The sequence below is a fragment of the Dorea chungnamensis genome (assembly GCF_039832125.1).
Lineage (GTDB): Bacteria > Bacillota > Clostridia > Lachnospirales > Lachnospiraceae > JAFBIX01.
This window is the reverse complement of the sequence record NZ_JBDOHT010000003.1, coordinates 42,842-67,159: the sequence shown is the minus strand read 5'-3', so window position 1 is coordinate 67,159 and position 24,318 is coordinate 42,842. Positions and strand designations below refer to the sequence as shown.

General features: G+C 42.3%; 25 protein-coding genes and 1 tRNA gene. 5 read left to right on the top strand and 21 right to left on the bottom strand.

Going from position 1 to position 24,318, the window contains the following annotated elements; translation table 11 throughout:
- Nucleotides 1–5: 5 nt before the first annotated feature.
- The 11 genes from ABE613_RS03530 to ABE613_RS03480 form a co-directional block, all read right to left on the bottom strand.
- A complete protein-coding gene (locus ABE613_RS03530) occupies nucleotides 6–329 on the bottom strand; it encodes a cupin domain-containing protein (protein WP_235232298.1) in 324 nt (107 codons plus the stop codon).
- A gap of 17 nt (nucleotides 330–346) precedes the next feature.
- Entirely contained in the window at nucleotides 347–787 is a 441-nt protein-coding gene (locus ABE613_RS03525) for a DUF4186 domain-containing protein (protein ID WP_235232299.1), read from the bottom strand.
- Between the two features lie 15 nt (nucleotides 788–802).
- Nucleotides 803–1,273 carry a DUF1653 domain-containing protein gene (locus ABE613_RS03520; RefSeq protein ID WP_235232300.1) on the bottom strand — a complete coding sequence of 157 codons (471 nt, stop codon included), beginning with the start codon at nucleotides 1,271–1,273 and terminating at the stop codon, nucleotides 803–805.
- Between the two features lie 76 nt (nucleotides 1,274–1,349).
- Complete coding sequence (locus ABE613_RS03515; protein WP_268826442.1) at nucleotides 1,350–1,484, bottom strand: hypothetical protein; 135 nt, start codon at nucleotides 1,482–1,484, stop codon at nucleotides 1,350–1,352.
- Nucleotides 1,485–1,549: 65 nt separating this feature from the next.
- On the bottom strand, nucleotides 1,550–2,215 hold the full coding sequence (locus ABE613_RS03510) for a hypothetical protein (protein ID WP_347375712.1): 666 nt from the start codon (nucleotides 2,213–2,215) through the stop codon (nucleotides 1,550–1,552).
- Nucleotides 2,216–2,269: 54 nt separating this feature from the next.
- Nucleotides 2,270–2,431 (bottom strand): hypothetical protein, encoded by a 162-nt coding sequence (locus tag ABE613_RS03505; protein ID WP_235232302.1) that lies wholly within the window; start codon nucleotides 2,429–2,431, stop codon nucleotides 2,270–2,272.
- 12 nt (nucleotides 2,432–2,443) lie between these two features.
- On the bottom strand, nucleotides 2,444–3,412 hold the full coding sequence (locus tag ABE613_RS03500) for a Gfo/Idh/MocA family protein (RefSeq protein WP_347375711.1): 969 nt from the start codon (nucleotides 3,410–3,412) through the stop codon (nucleotides 2,444–2,446).
- Nucleotides 3,413–3,415: 3 nt separating this feature from the next.
- Nucleotides 3,416–4,219: a pyrroline-5-carboxylate reductase gene (proC, locus tag ABE613_RS03495; protein ID WP_235232304.1), complete on the bottom strand. Its 804-nt coding sequence runs from the start codon at nucleotides 4,217–4,219 to the stop codon at nucleotides 3,416–3,418.
- A 32-nt stretch (nucleotides 4,220–4,251) separates the two neighbouring features.
- Nucleotides 4,252–5,808 (bottom strand): ABC-F family ATP-binding cassette domain-containing protein, encoded by a 1,557-nt coding sequence (locus ABE613_RS03490; protein WP_347375710.1) that lies wholly within the window; start codon nucleotides 5,806–5,808, stop codon nucleotides 4,252–4,254.
- A gap of 9 nt (nucleotides 5,809–5,817) precedes the next feature.
- The gene (locus ABE613_RS03485; RefSeq protein ID WP_347375709.1) at nucleotides 5,818–6,657 is read right to left on the bottom strand and encodes a serine hydrolase; all 840 of its coding nucleotides are present in this window, start codon (nucleotides 6,655–6,657) and stop codon (nucleotides 5,818–5,820) included.
- Nucleotides 6,658–6,676: 19 nt separating this feature from the next.
- A complete protein-coding gene (locus ABE613_RS03480) occupies nucleotides 6,677–7,699 on the bottom strand; it encodes an aldo/keto reductase (RefSeq protein WP_235232307.1) in 1,023 nt (340 codons plus the stop codon).
- 177 nt (nucleotides 7,700–7,876) lie between these two features.
- On the opposite strand from ABE613_RS03480, the gene ABE613_RS03475 reads away from it, so the two are divergent.
- Together ABE613_RS03475 and ABE613_RS03470 are read left to right on the top strand one after the other, a co-directional pair.
- Nucleotides 7,877–8,299: a bacteriohemerythrin gene (locus ABE613_RS03475; protein WP_235232308.1), complete on the top strand. Its 423-nt coding sequence runs from the start codon at nucleotides 7,877–7,879 to the stop codon at nucleotides 8,297–8,299.
- A gap of 99 nt (nucleotides 8,300–8,398) precedes the next feature.
- Nucleotides 8,399–9,793 carry an alanine/glycine:cation symporter family protein gene (locus ABE613_RS03470; protein WP_235232309.1) on the top strand — a complete coding sequence of 465 codons (1,395 nt, stop codon included), beginning with the start codon at nucleotides 8,399–8,401 and terminating at the stop codon, nucleotides 9,791–9,793.
- Between the two features lie 10 nt (nucleotides 9,794–9,803).
- Here ABE613_RS03470 and ABE613_RS03465 read toward each other — a convergent pair whose 3' ends face one another.
- From ABE613_RS03465 to ABE613_RS03445, 5 genes are read right to left on the bottom strand one after another with little or no spacing between them, the layout of a single operon-like run.
- Complete coding sequence (locus tag ABE613_RS03465; RefSeq protein WP_347375708.1) at nucleotides 9,804–11,642, bottom strand: alpha-amylase family protein; 1,839 nt, start codon at nucleotides 11,640–11,642, stop codon at nucleotides 9,804–9,806.
- A gap of 52 nt (nucleotides 11,643–11,694) precedes the next feature.
- Complete coding sequence (locus tag ABE613_RS03460) at nucleotides 11,695–13,038, bottom strand: glycoside hydrolase family 32 protein (protein ID WP_347375707.1); 1,344 nt, start codon at nucleotides 13,036–13,038, stop codon at nucleotides 11,695–11,697.
- A 28-nt stretch (nucleotides 13,039–13,066) separates the two neighbouring features.
- Nucleotides 13,067–13,927: a carbohydrate ABC transporter permease gene (locus ABE613_RS03455; RefSeq protein ID WP_235232312.1), complete on the bottom strand. Its 861-nt coding sequence runs from the start codon at nucleotides 13,925–13,927 to the stop codon at nucleotides 13,067–13,069.
- Nucleotides 13,927–14,799 carry a carbohydrate ABC transporter permease gene (locus ABE613_RS03450; protein WP_347375706.1) on the bottom strand — a complete coding sequence of 291 codons (873 nt, stop codon included), beginning with the start codon at nucleotides 14,797–14,799 and terminating at the stop codon, nucleotides 13,927–13,929. Before ABE613_RS03450 ends, ABE613_RS03455 begins: the two co-directional genes overlap by 1 nt.
- Before the next feature lie 16 nt (nucleotides 14,800–14,815).
- Nucleotides 14,816–16,192, bottom strand: a complete 1,377-nt coding sequence (locus ABE613_RS03445) for an ABC transporter substrate-binding protein (RefSeq protein WP_347375705.1) — start codon at nucleotides 16,190–16,192, stop codon at nucleotides 14,816–14,818.
- A gap of 277 nt (nucleotides 16,193–16,469) precedes the next feature.
- Here ABE613_RS03445 and ABE613_RS03440 point away from each other — a divergent pair, with 277 nt between their 5' ends.
- Nucleotides 16,470–17,516, top strand: coding sequence for a LacI family DNA-binding transcriptional regulator (locus ABE613_RS03440; protein WP_235232315.1), 1,047 nt, complete (start codon nucleotides 16,470–16,472; stop codon nucleotides 17,514–17,516).
- Nucleotides 17,517–17,607: 91 nt separating this feature from the next.
- Here ABE613_RS03440 and sdaAA read toward each other — a convergent pair whose 3' ends face one another.
- Together sdaAA and sdaAB are read right to left on the bottom strand one after the other, a co-directional pair.
- Nucleotides 17,608–18,477, bottom strand: a complete 870-nt coding sequence (gene sdaAA / locus ABE613_RS03435; RefSeq protein ID WP_347375704.1) for an L-serine ammonia-lyase, iron-sulfur-dependent, subunit alpha — start codon at nucleotides 18,475–18,477, stop codon at nucleotides 17,608–17,610.
- A gap of 23 nt (nucleotides 18,478–18,500) precedes the next feature.
- Complete coding sequence (gene sdaAB, locus ABE613_RS03430; RefSeq protein ID WP_235232317.1) at nucleotides 18,501–19,175, bottom strand: L-serine ammonia-lyase, iron-sulfur-dependent subunit beta; 675 nt, start codon at nucleotides 19,173–19,175, stop codon at nucleotides 18,501–18,503.
- A gap of 163 nt (nucleotides 19,176–19,338) precedes the next feature.
- On the opposite strand from sdaAB, the gene ABE613_RS03425 reads away from it, so the two are divergent.
- The gene (locus tag ABE613_RS03425) at nucleotides 19,339–20,460 is read left to right on the top strand and encodes a DUF4317 domain-containing protein (RefSeq protein ID WP_347375703.1); all 1,122 of its coding nucleotides are present in this window, start codon (nucleotides 19,339–19,341) and stop codon (nucleotides 20,458–20,460) included.
- 76 nt (nucleotides 20,461–20,536) lie between these two features.
- Nucleotides 20,537–20,619 (top strand) — tRNA-Leu (locus tag ABE613_RS03420).
- Nucleotides 20,620–20,680: 61 nt separating this feature from the next.
- On the opposite strand, the gene ABE613_RS03415 is transcribed toward ABE613_RS03420, so the two are convergent.
- From ABE613_RS03415 to ABE613_RS03405, 3 genes are all read right to left on the bottom strand, one after another.
- Complete coding sequence (locus tag ABE613_RS03415; protein WP_347375702.1) at nucleotides 20,681–22,033, bottom strand: tyrosine-type recombinase/integrase; 1,353 nt, start codon at nucleotides 22,031–22,033, stop codon at nucleotides 20,681–20,683.
- Between the two features lie 185 nt (nucleotides 22,034–22,218).
- On the bottom strand, nucleotides 22,219–23,148 hold the full coding sequence (locus ABE613_RS03410; protein WP_347375701.1) for a hypothetical protein: 930 nt from the start codon (nucleotides 23,146–23,148) through the stop codon (nucleotides 22,219–22,221).
- A gap of 383 nt (nucleotides 23,149–23,531) precedes the next feature.
- A complete protein-coding gene (locus ABE613_RS03405; protein ID WP_235395480.1) occupies nucleotides 23,532–24,113 on the bottom strand; it encodes a recombinase family protein in 582 nt (193 codons plus the stop codon).
- Nucleotides 24,114–24,318: the final 205 nt, after the last annotated feature.

Below are 24,318 nucleotides of genomic sequence, written 5' to 3'. Positions count from 1 at the left end.
CCAAATTAAAATGACACGATTAATTGCATTTTAAATCGTTCTTCTCCATAAACCGCATGCGGGATTCCCTTTGGCATGATTAGTGTATCGCCCTCCTCAAGGTAGAACACATCATCCGCCACCGTAAAGCGACCTTTTCCTTCAAGCACCGTCACCATTGCATCTCCACCGGAAGAATGAGTGGAAATCTCTTCCCCTTTGTCAAAGGAAAATAAAGTCATGCTGACAGAATTGTTCTGAACAAGCGTCTTGCTGACAACCTGCCCCTCCAAATACTCTACCTGATCCTTTAATGCTAACTTTACTTGCTTCTCAATGTTCTTATACATCTTTCTTTTCCTCCTAATTATAAAAACGGCAGTGTCATCTGTTCATACTTTTCTTCCATCTCTATTTCAGAGACTTCGTACCCCTCCATCTGACGACCGACCCATTCCATCAGCACATCTACCACATAATCCTGCTGCTCTTCGGTAAGTTCCTTTCCTCTGGGAAAATGATGCCATTTCTCCAGACAGCCTCTGCAGCAGCAAGCCGTAGCATGCTGCGCAATGAAAATCGGATGGCCTTTCATCGGTGTTTGTTTACCATCATTAGGAATCACCGCTGGCGCCAGACGCTGACTGACAAAGTCCTTGGCATGCTCCCGAATCTTGTCACCGCCTTTATCAAGCACATATTTCTTATCCTTTTCTTTTAGATGAAACCCACTGCGAAACTTCGACTGGGATAAACGTTCAAACAAATCTTCCAGATTCCTTTTCTCACCATCACACAATCTTCTCACTCTTCTTATCCATCGTTAATCTTCCACCTTCTCAAACCGATACTTCTGCTTCACATCTGGATACTTCTGTCTGTCCACTTCACTCATGAACATCGCATACGGTCTGGCACACACCTTAAATGGTGCATACAACGCCTGATAAATCACTAGTCTCTCGCCTGTCTCTGTATGTGACGCAAACGCAAGCACCTTATACAGATACTCCGAAGTATCCGCAGATACCCACTCACGCTTAAAATGCTGCACGATATCACCCACACGGATATCCCCGTTCATTACCTCTGCCGGCTGTTCCTCTTCAGGTTCTGAGGCAATCGGTTCTGACTCTAATTCCTCATATTCGTCCTTGTCAAGAGAGACCGGAACACCGGTTTTGCCTGTGATATGAACACCGCCATACCAGGTACCCTCGATAGTAAAAATGTCACCAATGTCGTATTCCGAAGAATAATCATTATTTTTCTTTATAATCTTAATTTTATTCATTGGAGTCACCTCAATTTCCCTATTGCTTTTTCAATTTGCCTATAATCATTTATTTTCTCTCGTAGCGAGAGCTTCATCAAGACTTCCCGCCAACATGCTCAGATAAGATGTTCTCACCGTATCCTTCATAGAAAGTCCCAGTTCCACCATTTTCTTTTATTTCTTCTAGATTATTAACCGGCAGTTTAACTTCGATTTCATAATGATTCAATAAATATCCCCTCCCCGGTCATTACAATCTCTCTACCTTCAACTATAATTCAACTATCGCGTTATCTATTCCTCTGCTTCATCCAACGCCACTCCTTCGCCCCATTCCTTCAGATACCTGAGATATTCTGCTTCTGTATTCAGGAAATTCTCTGCATTCTCGGGCAGTACGATGGATTCCAATGTACCTGCGATATAATTGCACACATATATCACTTTGCTGCAATTCAGGAATACCCAGTCGAATTGTACTTTTTCATTTTTCTGGCGTTGTTCCATGTATTCGAATAGAGATTGTGCATCAATCGTTGTCTCGTCTGTCGGATGTAAGAACAGATACAATCCATTATAGCGTTTGTTCTTGTAGTTGGCATTTAGTTTTTCCAACTTCCTGTCGAATCGATACTCTGCTTTTTTCAGATAATCCTGCTCTAGTTCCGGATCGGGTAACACAGCCCAGAATCTTCCGTTGTAAAAGTACAGCCGATCTCCGTACCGTTCGATTGCCGATTCTGGGAGTTCTTCTTTCCGGCATCCCAGATATTGTTCAATGAAGGATTCTGTCTTTCCATCGTCTGGCATGAGTGCCTGACTGACTTCCAGTCCAAAGTCCATGGTCTCATTGATCCAGTCCGGAGATTCACTTTTGATGAAGACAGGCTTATATTCTGCCCACAGATACTTTAATGAAACTGCTGCGTATATCTCATTTAACAGCTTTTCATATGCCATCTTTCTACCTCCCGTCTCTGACCTTTTGGTAACTTAGTACAGAGTATGGCATTTTTATTCAGACTCGCCCCACTCTAATATTTCCTTCAGACTCCTTGGTTCATAATCCATATGCATCTCCTCTAATGATTGATATGGCCTTCCATCGTAATTTCTCCCGCCATTGTCAATCTGACTACAGCAGAATAGATGCAGGTCACTAATATAATAATTCATTGATTGCCCTCTCTACTCAAATGGATACCGTACTCCCCAGTCTTCTCGAAGTGCATCCATCTGTTCCATAATCTTCACGGTCTCGCTGTGTGGCATTTCTTCACATTCCAATTGTCCAGCTTCCAACGCTCTCTTGCAGGCCTCGACTTCATACTCGTATCCGGTGATCTGCTTTGGTACTTCTATGGTGCGGACTAATGTTCTGTCCTTTGTAAACACTTCGATCTTGTCAATATTATTGATATTATATGCGATCAGATAGCCCTTGGTGCCGTAGATGATGCCGTACTGCTCTGTTGCGGCCATCATTCCTGCGTGCAATGTTGCAATACGTCCATCTTTGTAACTGAAGATCATCGCATCTTCTGCATCCATGCCGGAATCTATTTTTACACAAGTTGAAGTGATTTTCTCGATATCATTTCCAAAGAACATACTGGCGAAATTGATTGGATATACACCCACATCCAGCAGTGCTCCGCCGGCAAGTTCCGGCTTGATCAGACGTTCTACTCCAGACAGTTCATACCCCAGATTCGCACTCAGCATTTGTAGTTCTCCAAGTTCTCCACCTTCCAGAATATCTGTGATAATCTTTCGAGACGGCATATAGCGGGTCCAGATCGCCTCTGTGATAAATACGTGCTTTTCTTTTGCATAATCAAGAAGCTCTTTTGCCTGTTTCGCATTTGCAGTAAACGCTTTTTCACACAATACCGGCTTTCCATAGGTAATACATAATTTTGCATGTTCCAGATGATGAGAATGTGGGGTCGCGATATAAACCAGATCTACGTTCTCATCAGCCAGCATCTCCTCATAAGAGCCATAGGCTTTCTCAACATGCTCATCCTCTGCAAATCTTTGCGCCTTCTGCAGATTCCGGGAAGCAACTGCATATGCATCAGCCCCTTCCATACCGTTCAATGTAAGTGCCATCTTGCGAGCAATACCGCCTGCGCCTAATATTCCAACCTTCATTTCTCATTCTCCTTTTCTATCATCCAGATTTTCTGTGCAGGCTCCCATTGCCTCCATTACTGCATTGCGGAAGCCGCATTCTTCCAACTTCTTGACCATCTCAATCGTAATTCCTCCAGGGGTACATACTTGATTCTGCAGCTCTGCCGGATGCTTTCCTGACTTCAGGACCATCTCCGCACTTCCTTTTACAGCCTGTGCACTCAGACGGATTGCCTGATCCCATGGAAATCCTTCTCTTGCGGCTCCATTTGCCATTGCGTCTATCAACATAAAGATCATCGCCGGAGATGAACCTGTAACCGGAATAATTCCATTCAGCAGTCTCTCTGGCATCCGTTCTGCTGCCCCGAATCCTCCGATCAATCTTGTAAGTTCTTCCACCTCTTCTTCTGTAACGTTATCGTTCGGCGCTACTGCGGTTACCGCTGCACCAACCGTAGCACAGGTATTCGGCATAGTACGAACAATCTTCTGATCAGCGCCGATGTGTGACTGAATCTCATCCAGTGTAACACCTGCTGCCACAGACCATACGATGGTTCCATTTTCCTGGACAGTCTCGGCAATTTCATCGAACACATCCGGACAGAATCTTGGATGAATTGCAATCAATACAATATCTGCTTTTGCTGCTTCTTTATTATCCTGTGTAATATTAACTCCCAAAGTATCCTTGATCTTTTCAAGGCTTGGCAGATAGATATCCGACACCAGAATCTCAGCCGGATTAATCAATTTGTTATTCACAATTCCTCCAAGAATTGCATTTGCGATAAGTCCACATCCAATGGTTCCTAACTTCATCTTCTCTTCCTCCTCGTAAGTTTTGAACATATTTATACCAGTCTCGTGGTCCATTTCGTACAATCCCATACGTCTGTCGCAATTCCATCATAAAATTCTGGTTCGTGGCACACCATAAGAATACTTCCTTTATAATCAATCAGTGCTCTTTTCAGCTCATCTTTTGCCATTACGTCCAGATGATTCGTCGGCTCATCCAACACCAGAATATTGGACGGGCGGTTGATCAGCCTACACAGCCGAACCTTCGCCTGTTCGCCTCCTGAAAGCACCTTTACTTTACTTTCGATATGATTCGTGGTCAGACCACATTTTGCAAGGGCAGAACGTGCTTCGTATTGGGTGAATCCTGGGAATTCGTTCCAGATCTCTTCCAGACAAGTAGTCTCGATATCCGGCGGCATCTCCTGCTCGAAGTATCCGATTTCCAGATAATCTCCCTGCTCTACCGAACCTTCAAGCGGATCGATCAGTCCCAGAATACTCTTAAGAAGCGTGGTCTTTCCGATTCCATTTGTACCGGTCAATACAATCTTACTTCCTCTTTCCATCTCCAGATTCAGAGGTGAAGACAGGGGATCATCATATCCAATCACCAGGTCTTTGGTTGTGAAGATATATCTGCCCGGCGTCCTTGCGACCTTAAAGTTGAATTCTGGTTTCGGCTTCTCGGCTGCAAGTTCAATGATGTCCATCTTATCCAGCTTTTTCTGACGGGACATTGCCATATTTCTGGTCGCGACACGTGCCTTATTTCTTGCCACAAAGTCTTTAAGCTCCGCAATCTCTTTCTGCTGACGGTTATAGGCTGCCTCAAGCTGTGCTTTCTTCATTGCGTAGACTTCCTGAAATTTATCATAATCTCCTACATAACGTGTAAGCTGCAGATTATCCATATGGTAGATGAGATTAATGACGCTGTTCAAAAAAGGAATATCATGAGATATCAGAATAAATGCGTTCTCATAGTCCTGCAGATATCGCTTCAACCAGGTGATATGTTCCACATCCAGATAATTGGTGGGCTCATCCAACAATAAGATATCTGGCTTTTCAAGAAGTAATTTGCCCAGAAGAACTTTGGTTCGCTGCCCGCCTGAAAGATCAGTTACATCCCGCTCCAGTCCGAGTTCCAGAAGTCCCAGCGCTCTTGCAACTTCTTCTACTTTCGAATCTATCAGATAGAAGTCCCGATTAGTGAGCAGATCCTGAATGACTCCCAGTTCCTCCATATAGGCTTCCATCTGCTGTTCATCTGCATCTCCCATCTTATCACAGATCTCATTCATCCGCGCTTCCATATCGAACAAAGAATCAAAGGCACTTCTGAGAACGGATCCTATGGTCATGCCTTCTGTAAGGACTGCGTGCTGATCCAGATACCCGACCTTCACGTTCTTCGCCCATTCAATCTTGCCTTCATCCGGCATAAGCTTCCCGGTGATAATGTTCATAAAGGTAGATTTCCCCTCGCCATTTGCTCCAACCAGACCGATGTGCTCTCCCTTTAACAACCGGAAAGAGACATCTTCAAAAATCGCACGATTACCAAAACCGTGCGATAAATGTTCCACATTCAGAATACTCATATAACCTCCTCAATCATTTACCATATATGTATGTATATCATCCAATGTATCGATCAATGGATCCAACAAGTCTATACGCTCACATGCATTACTCAATACGACCATTACATATGGATGTTCATCTGCCATCACAATTCCCGCATCATTCTGTACCATATAATAATCACTGGAATTGATCCAGCCTGCCTTGGAATATACCGTATACGTATCTCCTAATGTGTCATAGATACATGAATTCAAAGTATCTGTAAAAACAGATGCAAGCCACCGGGAATCTTCCGTATCACTCATAAAGTAATCATACATTTGCACCCACAAAAGTCCCAATTCTCTCGCTGTGATATCTGCCCACTTATCGATGAACTCTATATCACTACACCCGGCTTTTTCCATCCATTTTTGAAACACTTCTTTTCCATAAGTATTCCACAGCACTTTATATCCATCATTACTGGATATATGAATGGTCTCCTCTATCACAGAGCGCTGCTCATCCAGGCAAGACGGCACTTCCTGTGCCAGACAGACTATATAAGGCCCTTTGATGGTGCTGGCAGAATAATAGGTCTTTGTCTCGCGATAACTAAAACCCTGACCACTGTTCAGATCATACATCCAGAAGCTGACATTATAACCTTCTGCTTCAATTGCCTCCGTTTTATCTTCTAATTCCTTCTTTAATCTTGGTTCCGGTTCATGAACAACCATATCTATTGCCGATGAGACCACACTGGCTCCAACTGCATGCGAATATGTACTTGATTCAGCCGCCTTTCCTGTCATGGTGAAAAAGCTGATCAGAGTCATAAGGAAAGCACACACAATAAGAACCGATCTTCCCTTTTTCATAGCCTACCTCTTTCGTACTTTAGATTGCCTTTCCGGCCAGAACCTCCTGATAATCTTTGTAATTCTTCTTCAGAAGTTCCGGTGTATTCAGTCCATACGGGCATTTGGACTTGCACTGTCCACACTCCAGACACCCTTCAATCTTCTTCATCTTCTCCTGTGTCTCCTCTCCCAGATATGCAGCCGATGGCGCGCGCCGAAGAAGAAGTGACATTCTTGCACAGTTATTGATCTCGATTCCTGCCGGACATGGCATACAATATCCGCAGCCCCGGCAGAATTCCCCCTGCAGCTCCTGCTTATCTCTTGCAATCCTCTCTGCAATCTCTCCTTCCATCTTCGGTGGATTGTCCTGGTAGGATAAGAACTCATCCAATTCACGTTCTCTCTGGATTCCCCAGATTGGAAGGACGTTATCATATTGATTCATATATGCATAAGCCATCTCTGAATGATTGATCAGCCCTCCAGCCAGAGCTTTCATCGCCAGAAATCCCATATCCTTCTCTTTACACTGCTCTACAAGATTCAGTTCCTGTTCTGAACTCAGATAGCTGAACGGAAACTGCAATGTGTCATAGAGCCCACTGTCTATTGCTTCCTGGGCCACCGCAAGACGATGGTTCGTAATTCCGATGAATCGGATCTTTCCTTGCTTTTTCGCTTCCAGCATTGCATCATATAACCCATCTTCTCCACCCGGTTTCGGACAGAATGCCGGATTATGAAACTGATATACATCTATATAATCAGTCTGCAGCTGTTTCAAAGATTCCTCAAGATCCTTCCAGAAGCCTTCCGCATCCTTAGCCATTGTTTTGGTCGTAATAAAGATATCTTTCCGCACATCCGACAGTGCATACCCAATCTTCTCTTCACTGTCGGTATACATCCGAGCGGTGTCAAACAGCCGCACTCCGTTCTCATACGCTTTTTGCAAAATCTTCGCTGCATCTTCCTTACTGATCCGCTGAATCGGCAGCGCCCCAAATCCATTCTTATTTACCACAATATTCGTTCTTCCTAATCTGACAGTATCCATAATTCTCCTCCTTCGTCTTATGTATTATCTTAGCACATCCTTTCACCTCTGACCAGAGGACAACACTGGATGAAATGTTGATAAAAATATAAATTTGGTTTTTCTTTCTGATAGCGTTGTTAATTGTTCCTTATCATGTTATAATTTTATCAAATGATTAGACAGGAGGCGTGCATTATGTATGCAGAATTTAGTGACAACCTAATAACCGGTAATGAGATGATCGATTCTCAGCACAAAGAACTGATCTCTAAGATTAATGACGTTCTGAAAAGTTGCGAACAGAGCAATGATAAATTAGTCGCAGTAAAGACTCTGGACTTCTTGGAAGAATATACAGAATATCATTTCTCCGCAGAGGAAGCACTTCAGAGAGAGATTGAATATCCAGGCTACGATAAGCATAAAGCTCAGCATGACGCTTTCAAGCAGACGATCGCTGATCTTCAGGATATGCTTCAGGAAGAGGAAGGTCCATCTCCAGCTTTTGTAGCAAAGGTTCAGGAAAAGGTCGTTGAATGGCTTTATGTACATATCGAAGGCTTTGATCGTTCTGTTGCAGAATACAAATTTATGCGCGAGAACAATGCAAGACTTTAACAGCGATATCAGATTTTGATTCATAATCATAGCGCCCAGCTATAAGCTGGGCACTATTTCTTATACATTTTATTATATTATTAACAAAGGAGACCTATTATGGCAATGACCATCTTCCATTCCATCTATCAACTTTTATGGGGCGATCTCATTACCATTCCATTACCCGGCGGCAGTTCCGTGGGGATTTCCCTGTTAGTACTGATATTGATTCCATCCGGCATCTACTTTACCATCCGGACCCGGTTTCTTCCTGTCCGCCTTTTCCCGGATATGATGAAAGTTACAATTGAAAAAAAGGCATCTTCTCAGAAGGATTCCATCTCTGGACTGCAGGCATTGATTATCTCCACTGCGACCCGTGTCGGTATGGGGAATCTGGTCGGTGTGGTAGCTGCAATATCCGCAGGTGGCGCCGGTGCCGTCTTCTGGATGTGGGTGACAGCTCTTCTGGGTTCCTCTACAGCATTCGTTGAGGCGACCCTGGCACAGCTTTACAAAGAAAAGGATCCCTTATATGGCGGATATCGCGGTGGTCCTGCCTACTATATCCACCATTTATTTATCAAAAAAGACAGCACCCGCAGGCATTCTGTTATCGCCATTTTATTCGCAATCTCTGGTCTGATCTGCTGGTGTGGCATCAGCCAGGTCATTGGGAATTCCGTTTCTTCGGCGTTTGAAAATGCCTTTCATATTCCACCACTCTATACGACGATTCTACTCGTCCTTATTGCCGCAATTATTGTACTTCGCAAAAACGCGACCGTAAAAGTGCTGGATATTATCGTACCGATTATGGCAGGGCTCTATTTCTTCGTTACGATATTTATTATCGCAAAAAATATAACCCTGCTTCCTTCCGTTTTCCAGCAGATATTCTCAGAAGCATTCGGATTGCGTCAAGTCGCAGCCGGAGGTTTCGGTGCTGTGTTGATGAACGGTGTAAAGCGCGGACTGTTCTCCAATGAAGCAGGTTCTGGATCAGCGCCATGCGCGGCCGCCGCTGCTGATATCAACCATCCTGTCAAGGAAGGACTCTTGCAGGCATTCGGTGTCTTTATCGACACCATCGTTATCTGCAGCTGTTCCGCAATGATCATGCTTCTGACTCCATCCGCACTCACCGAAGGGCTTGTGGGCATGGATCTTCTTCAGGAGGCAATGCGCTATCATCTTGGAGAATTCGGAGTGATATTCATTGCTGCCACTCTGTGGCTCTTCAGTTTCTCGACTTTTATCGGTGTACTGTTCTATGCCAGATCAAATGTTGCCTACCTGTTTGGCGATAACTGGCTGTCACAGACATTGTATAAAGTCCTTGCACTGATCATGCTGTTCATCGGCGGACTGGCTGCATACACCTTCGTCTGGGATCTGGGAGATGTTGGAATCGGGATGATGACCATCTTTAATATGATTGCATTGATTCCATTATCACGCCAGGCAATTGACGCTTTAAAAGAATACGAACGCACAAAAAAACCTAGATAGCTACTTCCCTTTATTCACTTTTTCTGACACACCAGCGATACTGGTAAGGTGCCATCCATACTGACTGCATGCTCACTCTTTCTTTACGAAAGAGGTCTTCATACTGTGCATCAAGAGTCGGAAGACATGCCATCTTACCTTCCCCTGAAAAATTGGCAATACAGATCAGTTCTTTTTCTTTGAAAGTTCTCCGTATGGCAAATACCGACATCTGACAGGTATCCCACGTTGTCACATTAGCTTCATTGCGAAAGCATGGATTCTGTCTTCGTATCTGCTCCATCTTCTTAAGCCCTCTCCAGATCTCATTCTGGACAGTTCCCTTTTTCCTGCGAAGTTCTGCATTCTCCCAGTTAAAAGGGCTTCTATGCAGATAACGACTGTCTGCGGCAACATCCGGATTATTCTTATATCCATAATCGTTGACCTGGCCAATCTCATCTCCGGATGAGAGCATCATAAATCCCTTCAGGCTCATACATGCTGCATGCATCATCAAGACCCTCTGAATGCCTTGCTCTTTCTGCCAGTCATCCCCTTCGAATCCGCCCTTTTCGATTCCGCACAGACTTGCAGTTGTCCCACAACTTCTGGCATCTAGGCTAATCGGATCATAATTATACAGTTCACCTCTTGCAAAACTATCTGGGAACGTCCCTTCGAAGAACCGGTACAGATACTCCTTATGTCTTAATGGATCAATCTGGAGATTTCTTTCCTGTTCTTCATCCAGTCCCCATCCGATATCATCATGACAGCGCAGATAATTGACGAAATAACAATTATCAGGGAGACTGTGAATGACATCCATCTGATGTTTCAAAAGTCTGGTGTCCTGTGTAGCCAGGGCCGCCCACAGATTGACCATACTGGATACTCCATACAGCATATGGCATTCCGGTTCTTCCTTCGTACCGAAGTATACCGGCAACTCTTTCGGCGCCATAACGACCTCACCTTTTAGGATAACTCCCGGACATACAATCTCCAGAATCATTCGAATCATCCGCACAATGGTATGCACCTGTGGCAGATTCCTGCAGTTTGTTCCAAGTTCTTTCCAGATATACGGGACTGCATCGATTCGAAAGATCTCCACACCCATATTCGCCAGATACAGGATATTTCCCACCATCTCATTAAACACTTTTGGATTGTGGTAATTCAGATCCCACTGATATGGGTAAAATGTAGTCAGTACAAATCTTCGCATCTCTTCACACCAGGTAAAATTCCCCGGTGCCGTAGTCGGAAATACCTGAGGCATCGTCTGCTCGAATCTTGATGGAATATCATAGTTGTCATAACACTGATAACGTTGCATATATTCCCATTCTCCTGCCTTGGCGCGCATTGCCCACTCATGCGTATCGGCCGTGTGATTCATGACAAAGTCAAGGCAAAGGCTGATTCCCCTCTCTCGCAATGCTTTTGTAAGTTCTTCCAGATCCTCATTCGTACCAATCTCCGGGTCAACCGTTCGAAAGTCTTCTATTGCATATCCTCCGTCGTTATACGGATGTGGCATCTTCAAAAGCGGCATCAGATGCAGATATGTAATTTTCTGCTCTGACAGATAATCCAGTTTTTGGATCAGTCCTTTCAGATTGCCTGCAAATAGATTCGGATACATGGTCATTCCCAGCATATTTTTATCTCTGAACCAAAACGGATTCTTTTCCCTTTTGCAATCCAGCTCCTTCAATTCTGAGGATCTATTTTTAAAAAATGACTCCATCGATAGAAACAACTCTTCATAACTACGGTCATCCTGGTACAACGACATGTATTTTTCATATAGCTCCTGTCCATGGAGCTGCATTCTTCGTTTATAATCTTTATCTTCCATTTTATTTCCTGCTTACATCTCATTCGATCATATCTAACACCATAATGACTCCTTATCGGTCAGAATTATGGCGCAGATATGTAATATTATTCTTATCGGTTTCTACTTCTACAGTGTCTGTCAGTCCATATACTACCTGGCTGATAACATATTCCCCATCGTTGATATATATTTCAACCAGGTTCCTATCCACGAAGATCTCCAGCTTACATTCACCAGAAACTTTTGGACTCTTTGCTGTCAATGCATACTCTTTCAGATCTGCAAAGACTTTACTCCGATCCGTCAGAATACCCCCGTCACACCTTTGAATCTGATAACCACCAATGTTGAGCTTCTCTCCTTCTTCCAGACACACTTTTATGCAAAATGGCTCCAACGGATTCCACTCTTGTGAAGATGCGGCCACTTCGTTAAAATACTTTCTTACTTCAGGGTGCACCCTGTAACAGACATGCCCGTTCTCCACTTCAACCACACGCGGCAGACACATCATACCATTCCATTTATTTCCTTCAGCCTCTGTAATCGGCTGCGGCATACGCATCCAGGCAATCATGACTCTTCGGCCTTCGTGATCCAGATTCGTCTGTGGTGCATAGAGATCCATTCCATAGTCTACATACTGTACTTCACTAATCAATCGAAGTCTGCACTGTTCCCGGTCGAATTCTGCCGTAGCACAGATTGCGTGGTTCTCATAACCACAGGCCCCATCTGCTATATACATGGCAGATCCTTCAAACACATGCACTCCATCTACCTCGAATATATCCGGGCATTCCAGAATCCTGCCAAAGCGTTTATCCTGAATCTGATTTTTAAACTTCCAGTTGATGCCGTCATGGCTCGTATAAAAGACTGCTCTTCCAACCTCTTCCCGATAAGTGCTTCCAAGTACCATGTAATAGGTATCCCCATCTTTCCACACCTTTGGGTCTCTGGTATGCGTCGGATGTGCCTGATCTTCATTCTGGTTCACCGGAATAATCTGCTTTTTATCTTTCCAGTTGTCAAAATGTATCCCATCCTTCGAGATTACCATCGCCTGGCTGGTTTCAAAGCGGTTATCCTTCGCCATATGAATATTCTCACGGTCTGATTCCAGATATTTTACTGCCGAATAATACAGGTACATCTCTCCGTCTTTCTCAAGCGCGCTTCCCGAAAAGACACCATTCTGGTCATAATCCTTCGTCGGAAATAATGCTACACCCAGATGCTCCCAATGAATCAGGTCATCGCTCACCGCATGCCCCCAGTGCATGGTCCCCCATACCGGAGCATACGGAAAAAATTGATAGAACAGATGATATCTGCCTTTAGAATAGATGAATCCATTCGGATCATTAATCCAGTTACCCGGAGCTCTTAAATGCAATTCTTGTTTTGTCATATTTATTCAGTCCTTTATTCTGTCAATTCTATTTTACTGCACCCGCAACTACACCACCGATAATCTGCTTCTGAAGCGCTACATACAGAATCAGAATCGGAATTACGCACAGTAACAATCCAGCCATAATTGTACCATAGTCTGCAGAATAGGTTCCATAGAAACTATAAGTAGACAACGGCAATGTCAATAATTTCTTATCTGTCAATACCAGTGACGGAAGCAGGAAGTCGTTCCAGAACGCCAGTGAATTCAAGATTACCATTGTTGAGATGATCGGCTTCAACAGCGGCAGCACAATCTTAAAAAATGTCTGAGAGTGTGTACAGCCATCGATATAGGCTGCTTCTTCCAGTGCAATCGGAACATTTCCTTTGATAAATCCATGGAACATGAACACAGACATCGCCATAGAAAATCCTGTATGCAGGAAGATCAAAGTAATTCTGTGATTCAGAACGTTCAGTGTACCTCCGTAGATACTTACCAATGGAATCATCAATGCCTGGAACGGGATAATCATGGATGCTACCATCAGTGCAAATGTAATCTTAGAGATTCCATTATTGTGTCGAACGATATAATATGCAAGCATTGCTGCCAGCAGAGTTACCAGCACCGTTGCGGAAGCCGTTACGATCAGCGAATTCTTGAATGCATTCAGGAAATCCATCTGTGTAAACGCTTTGACAAAATTATCAAAAGACAATCCCTTGATTGTAAAAAGCCATGAAAATGGGCTCTTAATGATATCTCGCTTCTGTTTCAGCGAATTGATCACCACCATAAGAAAGGGGAACATATAAGCAATAAAGATAATGATCAGGCCTGTCATTGCGAGAATGTTGGTTACTCTTTTCTTATTTCCACCAATTGTTGTACGGCTCATTATGCTTCTACCTCCTGTTTCTTTGTCAGATATACCTGAATACCACTAATACATGCTACAATGATAAATAAGATCAATGCCTCTGCCTGGCCGACACCAAACTGTCTGGATGTAAATGCCTTTTCATATACATGCATCGCTGCCATCTCTGTCGTTCCGTATGGTGCACCGGCAGTTAATGATAAGTTCAGATCATATACCATGAATGCGCGGGACAATGTCAGGAACAGGCAGATCGTCACAGACGACATCATCAGCGGCATAACAATATTCTTCATCTTGACCCATCCGGATGCTCCATCAATGCTTGCTGCTTCCATAACATCTTCATTCAGTCCCATAAAGCCAGCCACATAGATCAGAATCATATAGCCGGACAGCTGCCATACCGATACCAATACCAGTGCCGCAAATGCTTTCGCCGGATCTGACAGCCATGATACCTCGAACAACTTCCAGCCTGTGGTCTCTCCGATACTTACGAATACTCTGGAAAATACGAACTGCCATATGTAACCTAATACGATACCACCGATCAAGTTCGGTGTGAAGAATCCTGCACGGAAGAAGTTCTGTCCTTTGATTCCTCTTGTCAATAAATATGCAATTGCAAATGCGATCACATTGACCAGCACAACTACCAGAATCACATACTTGAATGTCAGAAGCAGTGATGTCCAGAACTGTGTATCCTTCATAACACCTGCAAAGTTCTTAAGTCCGATAAAATGCTTCTCGCTTGACACGCCATTCCAGTCCGTCAAAGTCAGATAGATACCATAGATAAACGGAACCATTACGACTGCAAAGAAGCAGAACATTCCCGGCAATGCAAACATACAGAAATCTTTTCCATTATTTTTTGATCTCATCTCTTATCCCTCTCTTCTATTCCTGTTCATCCCAATAGTCTTCAACAGACTCGATAAATTCTTCCCTGTCACTTCTGCCAGCCAGATATTTCTGCATTGCAGCTCCCAGCACAGACCAATGGTCATTCGGTACGATTGCCGCTGCATTGAATGCTCTGTCATTGTGAACCTTCTCATAGATATCACGTGCCAGCGGGTCACTTGGCTCATACGGATTATTCTGGAATGCCGGAATAATACTACAGGTCTTCACCAGCATCTGCTGCCCGATCTCACTGTATACGATCCAGTTCAGGAATTCCTTAGCTGCAGCCTGCTCCGTCTCAGACGCCTGCTGTCCATCCACCATCACCTGCTTTGACGGAGAAGCCTGAATCTTCTGATTTACAAAGTCATCTTCATCATTGTTCATAAAATACGGAAGAAATCCATATTCGTCGTCTTCTTCTGCTCCTGCTTCTTCCATATTCGGCCATGCCCAGTTTCCATTGAACCAGATAGCCGTCTTGCCATCCACCAGATCGATTGCCATCTCATCGTAATCTGCTCCCAGCGGATCACCTTTTGCTACATTGTATTTCTTCAGTACATCGAACATATCCAGGAATTCTGCCATGCGGTCATATTTGGTCAGATTGATTTCTCCATCCTTAATCTGTTCAATACATTCCTGCGCCCCCTCAGAGGTTCCATCATAAGTCTCATAGACATATTGCAGGTGGTGAGCACCCAGCGACCAGTCTTCCTTTGCAAGAGATACTGGCTTTTCAATTCCACCCTTGACCAGTCTATCCAACAACTCCTCAAATTCGTCCAGCGTTGTAATAGAATCTGGATCGAATTCCTCACCCAGTGCATCTTCTATGACTGCTTTGTTGTAGATCAATCCACGTCCCTCAATACACAACGGAAAACTATAGATCTTATCATTGACTCTTGTCACATAATCTTCAGCTTCAGCGACCCACGGCTCGTTCGTCAGATCTGCCGCCTTCTCTTCCGCCAGTGCAATTACATCTGTGGTGTCCAGAATTGCCAGTGTCGGAGCACTTCCTGCATTATACATGCTTACCACCTTCGTGTACGGAGAATCTCCATCCGTAACCGGCATTACTTCTACATGCACACCAGACTTTTCTTCGAAGACCTCTCCCATCTTCTCTAATGCTTCCTGAATCTCGGCTTTCGTATTCAACAGCGTAATCTCCGTTCCTTCCAAAGAAGCATCATACGTAAACGTATCCACCGACATATCAATCGGTTCTTCTTCCTCCACCTCATTCGGGTCATCCGGATCACTGGCGAATCCGAATCTGCATCCGGTCAGTGTTGTTGTCATCAACGCTGTCACTAGCCCGAATGCAATGACTCTTGTAATAAGATTCTTTCTCATGACTATTCCTCCTAGAATTCTTATATTTTTTAATTTCTTTGTATGTGTAACCGGTAAAGTAACCGGTTACTTTGTAGTTTCATAATAACACCACACCATAGACTCGTCAATGGTGAAAATTATCTTTCTAAAATTTTTGTTAAATATCTACGATTCCTGTCTTCTTTCATTGTACACTCTTCACATAACCGGTTACTTTACCGCTTACTCATTGCTCTTTTTTTTCGATTTTGCTATACTGATATTATTAGATTTTCAAAGGACAGGAAGCGGTTTTATGGCACCAAAAAAGAATGTAACATTTGATGACATTGCAAAATACACACATTTTTCCAAGACGACCATCTCCAGATATTTCAACAATCCAGATTCTCTGACTCTGGAAAATCAACAGATTATCTCAGATGCGCTTGTTAAATTAAATTACAAGGAAAATAAAGTAGCCAAGATTCTTGCAAACGGGAATACTGAGTTCATTGGTATCATTATTCCCAACCTATATCTCAACTACTATTCAGAGATGCTCAATCAGATTCTGTCTACTTATGAAACATTTGGTTATAAGTTTCTGGTTTTTGTTGGAAACGAATCGGAAGAAGCCGAGCGAAAATATATCCAAGAGCTTCTCGCCTACAAAATTGAGGGCCTAATTGTCCTAAGCCACACCATTCCTTCTAAGGAACTGGCCGACTTACAGATTCCACTCGTATCCATTGAGCGTGAGAATCAATATATCAGCAGTATTAACACGGACAACTACATGGGGGCTATTCAGGCTACCAGTCTGCTGGCTAAGCATGATTGTGATGTCCTGATCCATGTCAATTCTCCAACTCCAGAGTCGATCCCTGCTTACCGGCGAATTCAGGGATTTCTTGACATCTGTGAACAGAAAGGACTGGAACACCGCATCTATATCAGAGATCTTGGCAACCAATATGAACAAGACCAACAATATCTCATGGAAATCATCGATGAACTGGAGCGCGACTACGCCGGGAAGAAAAAAGGAGTATTTATCTCCAATGATACGCACGCCAATGGTTTTCTGAATCTTCTTTTTCGCAGATACGGAACTCTGCCGGAAGATTATCTCCTTGTCGGCTTCGATAATTCTCCGATCTCCCGGGAGGCGATTATTCCAATCAGTACAGTCGGTCAGCAGATCGATAAGATCGCCTTTGAAGCAGTGAAACTATTAGACGGGCAGATCAAAGAAAGAAAGAAAAGAAAACCGGCACCGATTGGCGAACCAGTCCATAAAGTAATCACTCCGATCCTGTGCCGAAGAGAAACTACGGAAGGCTTCTCTTCATTCAAATAATACGACGAGAAATGCTCATGTTCCCAAAAGGTCCATGAGCATTTCTCTAATTTCTGTCAAATATTCTCTTCCCAGTATATTTCCTCAGGCTTTACATATTCAGTCGTTCCACAACTTCTGCTGCCTTCGGACTTCCTGCGACTCCGCCGACTCCAGTTTCGCGGAGACTTACATCCATCTTATCTCCTACTTCTTTCATAGCGTCAATGACCTGATCCACCGGAATCTGGCTCTCGATACCTGCCAGAGCCATGTCTGCTGCTGCCATGGCATTGACCGCACCGCCGACATTTCTCTTCACACATGGAACCTCTACCAGGCCGCCTACCGGATCACATACCAGACCCATCAGGTTCTTCAGCGCCATTGCACAGGCATGTCCCTGTTGCTCTGTGTTTCCGCCTTTTACAAAACAGATAGCCGCTGCGGCCATTCCCGATCCAGAGCCAATCTCAGCCTGACATCCTCCGGAAGCGCCTGCCAGATATGCTCGATTTGCAATAATCTGTCCCACACCCGCTGCCACATACATAGCTTCGATCATCTTCTCTTCCGGAACATCATATTCCCGATAATAAGTAACAAGAACAGCCGGAAGTACACCGCAGGCTCCTGCAGTCGGTGCTGCAACGATTCGCTTCATACATGCATTATTGCAACCCATCTTCAAAGCATTGGACATTACCTTTGCCATGTAATCGCCACACAGGGTATCCCCTTTTTCACGGTAGGCATCCATAAGCCCACCTTCTCTTCCAACCATGCGGCTTCTGGACAATTCATCCGGTTCATAGGCATCCAGCCCATCCAGCATTGCCTGCCACATGTGTTTCATTTGTTTCCAGGAATCTTCTTCCGTAACGCCTCTTTCTTCTGCATCTTCTAACTGAACCGCTTTCCAGAATTCAATTCCTTCCTTTTCGCATCTAACGCGCGCCTCTTCCATAGATTGATATGACATACGCTTTCTAATCCTTTCTTTCCCTATTCCGTCTCTCCATTTGCATTCAGGAACTTCACACGGATAATTCCCTGCTTGCTCTCCAGATCATCGATTGCCTCTTTTGGTACAACCTGATCCGTCTCAACTACCATAACAGCAAAACCACCACGCTTATCACGGAACACCTGCATCGTTGCGATATTAATCTCTGCATTGCTTAATGCCGATGCAACTTCCTTAATTCGTCCCGGCTCGTCCACATTGCGAATGATCAGCGTATTACTCTCTCCACTGAAGTTCACATCGATTCCATCCAGCTTACATACACGAATTCTTCCGCCACCGATAGAATATGCCTGAATCTTCATGGTATTCACACCTTCTGCTTCCATAATAATCTGAGCAGTATTCGGATGTGCTTCTTTAATATCCTTGTTCTCGATGGTAAATTCCATGCCTTCTTCTCTTGCGATCTCAAAGCTATTCGGAATTCTCATATCGTCAGGCTTCATTCCCAACAAGCCTGCAATCAGTGCCCGATCCGTTCCATGCCCTTTCCCCGTAGCGGCAAACGAACCATGCAGATATACGGTAGCCTTCTTGGGCTGTCTTCCAAAAAGCTGTCTGGCAATCAGGCCAATCCTCGCTGCTCCTGCTGTGTGAGAACTGGACGGACCTACCATTACCGGTCCCAAAATGTCAAATATACTTCCCATTTCTTTTCCCTCTCTTTTTCTTATTTTGACATATATCTACTTTTATTATACTTGGGATTTCTATGGTTTACAACGACCAATTTCCCCACTCGCGTAATCTTGTAAATTTTCCTCGAATATGCTAAGATTGGGTACAGTCTGAATATAAGGGAGAGTGTAACTTATGAATAAGAAAGAAGTACTGGAAATCCGCAAGCAATTCACCCCGGAAAACTGCGCAATCACGCGAATCTGCGGCTGCTATGTGGACCATGAGAAAGAGAAAAAAGTCGAACTAAAAAAAGCATTCTTATCCCTTCCAGAAGAAGAAGCTTTCAAATACTTTGATATTTTTAAACACACCTTGTCCGGAACCCTTGGGAAAAATCTCATTAATATGGAATTCCCACTGGAGCAGGAGCTGGGCGGAGGTACACAGAAATTCCTTCTTAAGCTGCGCGACAGTAAGCTGGAAGACGACCTTCTGGTAGAAGAACTCTATGATAAGATTATTGAAAATTATATCTACGCTGAGAATTATTACATCATTCTGATTCATGCAGTCTACGATGTTCCCGGCAAATCCACCGATGGTTCCGAGATGTTCGATGCCTCTGATACAGTCTACGAACATATTCTGTGCAGCATCTGTCCGGTCAATCTCACAAAAGCAGGTCTTACCTACAACGCATTGACCAATAATATCGAAGACCGCATCCGTGACTGGATCGTAGAAGCCCCAGTTAAGGGCTTCCTGTTCCCGGCCTTCCAGGATCGTGCCAGTGATGTACATAATATCCTTTATTATACCAAGAAACCAGAAGATCTCCAGCCAGAACTGATCAGCAATGTACTGGGGAGCACCATTCCTCTGACCGCCGGCGATCAGAAGACCACCTTCCAGACTATCATCAGTGATACACTGGGTGATGAATGCGATTATGAAGTCGTTCGCAACATCCACGACAATCTCAACGAGATGCTGGAAGAAAGCAAAGAAAACCCAGATCCTCTGGAACTGTCCAAACCAGATGTTAAGAATCTGCTCACCAGAAGCGGTGTTCCAGAAGAAAAGCTGGAATCCTTCGACGAAGAATTCCAGGAGATGGTCGGTGACAAGAACACCTTACTCGCATCCAACATCGCCAGTGTCAAGACCTTCCAGATTGAGACACCCGACGTGATCGTAAAAGTCAATCCAGAGCGTTCCGACCTGGTAGAGACCCGCGAGATTGATGGCCGGATGTGCCTGGTCATTGCAATCGATGACCACCTGGAAGTCAACGGAATTGAAGTCCGAAAATAGTTCTGCCAATTTTTTTCAAAAAAACACAAAAAGTATTTGCCAAATGATGTTTTATGTGATAGAATATTTTTTGTTAGCGGAGATGGCGGAATGGCAGACGCGCTAGATTCAGGTTCTAGTGGGAGCAATCCTGTGAGGGTTCAAGTCCCTTTCTCCGCATGGTTTTAAAAGTAGCGGAAGTCTTGTAAATACAAGGTTTCCGCTGTTTTTTTGTTTCTTTCTAAGCGGTAATATTTTGATTACCTTTGATTACCTTTTTCTCCTCTGGATTCTGAACAAACGGTACAATATTATCCATGTATTCATCAGGCAAATCAATTTTTAATGTCTGCTCCAATTGTTCTTGCGTCTGAGTTTCTGTTTTTCTACTATAGCAATAACTTCTGTATGTTGTACGTTCACTCTCATGTCCTACCAGTTCCCGAATCGTATTAATATTCACATTATCATCAATTAATTTAGATATGTAAGTCTTTCGAATCTTATGCGGACTCCTGTATGCTATTCCAAGATGTTTACAATATTTTTCTACTCTCCATCTTACTCCAGAATCATAAATACGTTCTCCCTGATTCGTAAACAAGTAGTAATTCTCTGTATATCCTTTCTTCTTACCTGCCTCAAGTAGAATATTTATAATTGTTCTTGCATCCTTAACCAAATATATCGTTCTGTTGCCGGCAGATGTTTTTGCATGCTCAACTACTTTTCTGCCTTTCTGACGATAACCTGCTTCTGGATCAAACATCCGGCGTTCCATTCGTGCCACTTCAAGTAAATTCCCTTTGATATCAATATCTTTAAAAGCAACAACTTCTCCGATTCTGACTCCAAGATAAAATATTAAGATTACTGCTAAAGGTGTAACATTTTCCGGATTATTTTGATAATCTTTCCATGCTTCTTCTACAATCGCAATTTCCTCTTCAACGGTATAAACTTGCGTTGCATCTTCCGGTTTTTTCTTTTTAAAAAACAACTTAGGATTTACCTTTACATCCGAAAATGGATTCTCAGATATATAACCACATTCCTTTGCATATATCATCATCTTCCGAATAATAAGTGACATGTTGTAATATTGTGTTTTTGTCATCTGGTGTACTTTAACCATTTGATGCGCCCATTCATCTAACTGTACCTTTGAAATCTTTTCCAATGTCGTTTTCACGAGTGGATCATTTTCATAATACTTTTTCCAGTCACTATTCACACGTTTCACAGTTCCTTCTGCTTCTGTATGCAAACTATAATACTTTAACCATTCAGGATAAAGCTCTTCTATAGTCATGCTCTCCTTTTTTTGTGCCTTTTCATAGTATTCGATGACCACATCTTCTATTTTTTCTTTTGAACTCTTTTTTATCTGCTTTCGCTTATTTGGCTTTGTCGAGTCTGGTAAATAAGTTCTCCAACATCCATCCTTTCCTTGTGTTATTGCATACTTATGTTGTTTTAAAATCTCTGTACGTTTTTTCATTTCTACTTTTTTCCGCACATCGTCTATATCAATAATATCATCAGCTAACGCCTGATTCAATAATTCTCTATCTTCAAAACTGACTCTTATCATTTATGTTTTTCTCCTTTTGTGTAAAAGCTCGTAACATATTTACACGCAACCATTACCCTCATATTTATCACGAACATATTAGGTAATTAGCTTTAAGGAAAAACATCAATTAATCCTTATTACTCTATGCTTTTCAATAGTTTAACTATTTTCATTTTTAGTAACATTTTACGATTTTCCAATTTTTATTTTGAAAAATACCCAATAATCTTTTCTTTAATATCCAAAATAATAAGTTCTAAATCTTCACGGTCAAAATATTCAATTGTATAATTTTTGTTAAAATTGTATGTTTTAGTTTTTGCTTTTTTCTCAGACAATCCAATTAACATCAACAGTTTTATCATTTGCTTTCTTGTAAATATGTAATCACGCCTTGTCATCAAAAAACTATTGAGACTCATAAATTCTCGCTCTTCCTTCTTTTTTGCCAAGTCGTCTAAATAAACTGCTGCCATGCTCCGATTAAATCTATCTTGAACAGCTTCAAATTCTTTTAACGCATTATCTAACCTTTTAAACCAAACTTTCAAAAATTCATGTTCTATACTTCCACTTATACGCATGCTTCTAAATTCAAGCCTACTGTAATATGGACTCGTCCCATTACTTTCGTCGTTCTTGTCATAAAATTCAATCTCTCTTTGTTGATTTTTAGTGGCTAGGCTTTTCGTTTTTCCAGTCCAAAAATCTTTTGTATCATACGAATTCTTATCTGACGAAGAATTTGCCAAACAAGCGATCAACAGTCTGTTTAACTTCGTATAATTGGCAAAATACTTATTGTCAAATGTATTAAAGCTCAAATCGATGCGTCTCCATTTAAATTCCATTATTCCCAATTCATCAAACAACTTATTCATCGCATCATTAAACGCCGTATATTTTTTCGAAATATACCCATCGTTGCCACTATTAGGATTCACACGCATATAAGTTTCAAGCATATCCTGATTTCTCACTTTACGAACCGAACAATGAGAAACTAGATTATTCTTAGTTGCCTTATCTAAATCAACTACTTCTCTCGTTGTTCCATTTCCAGTATGAATCCCTACTTGTGCATCATTTTCTTTGCAATACGCCAATCTTTTATTTCTACTTAGTCTGCTCATAATAATTCCTTTCTTTCAATTGATCAGCATTCGATTGCAGTGCAAATATGTTACACATTTTTATTCTCTTTTTAAGTTGCGAAACTTTATGAAAATAACACTCGCATAATTTCAATCTATTTACGGTGCGTTTTTCATTTTGAGCATAAAAAAAGCAAGGTCAATTAACCTTACAATTTAAAAACTATACCAATATCGTCACAACTATTATTTTTCTTAGCTTTTTTTAATTTTATAATACAAAAACCATCATTTTAAAAAATCGTAATTTCTACGGATTTTCTTGGCGCAAATCACATTTTGTCATAAAAAAGTAATATCGTCATATATTTCTCAGTATGTGTGTGTCTGTACTACATAACATCAAAGGAGCAAGCACGCTCCTATATCACAGTTTTTTGCTCCCCTCTTTTCTTTGCACGAATCAATGTACTTTTACTAATTCCCGTCATCTCTTCCACTTGTTTATAAGAATGATTCTCTAATAACTCTAATGCATGCGCAACTTGTTTTCTGCTATATTTCTTTGGTCTTCCTTCTTTATAATCCGGATTATTCTTTGCAATAGCCTTGCCCTCTTGTGTACGTTCTACAATCATATCTCTTTCAAATTCAGCAAAAGCAAAAAATACATTTCTTATCAATTTAGATGTTGGTGTATTATCCATAACTCCAATATTCAAAATGTATACCTTAATTCCTCTATTAATAAGACTTGAAACCAACTCACTTCCTTGTGACATGCTCCTAGCGAAACGATCCAATTTAGTTACAACAAGCGTATCTCCTTCTTTTATCTCAGCTATTAACTTATCAAATTCCGGTCTATCGGTCTTTGTTCCTGTAAAAGCATCCGTATATATACGTGTAGCACCCGCCTCTTTCAACGCTTTCTCTTGTGCTTCTAAACTATTACCATCTTTTGCCTGTCCTTTTGTAGACACTCTCGCATATCCATAAATCATATCAAAATCTCCCTTCATTTATGATACTAAGTTATGACACCTCTCTATGTATTGATATTACATCTATTTTCTTATGGTGTCAATACTTTTAAGATATGACACCGGATTGAAATAAAAAAGAACACTGACAGATTATTATAGCCTGTCGTGCTCTCTTTTTTGATGTAAACCTGGGACTTTATGAACGTTTTCGGGGTCTGTTTTT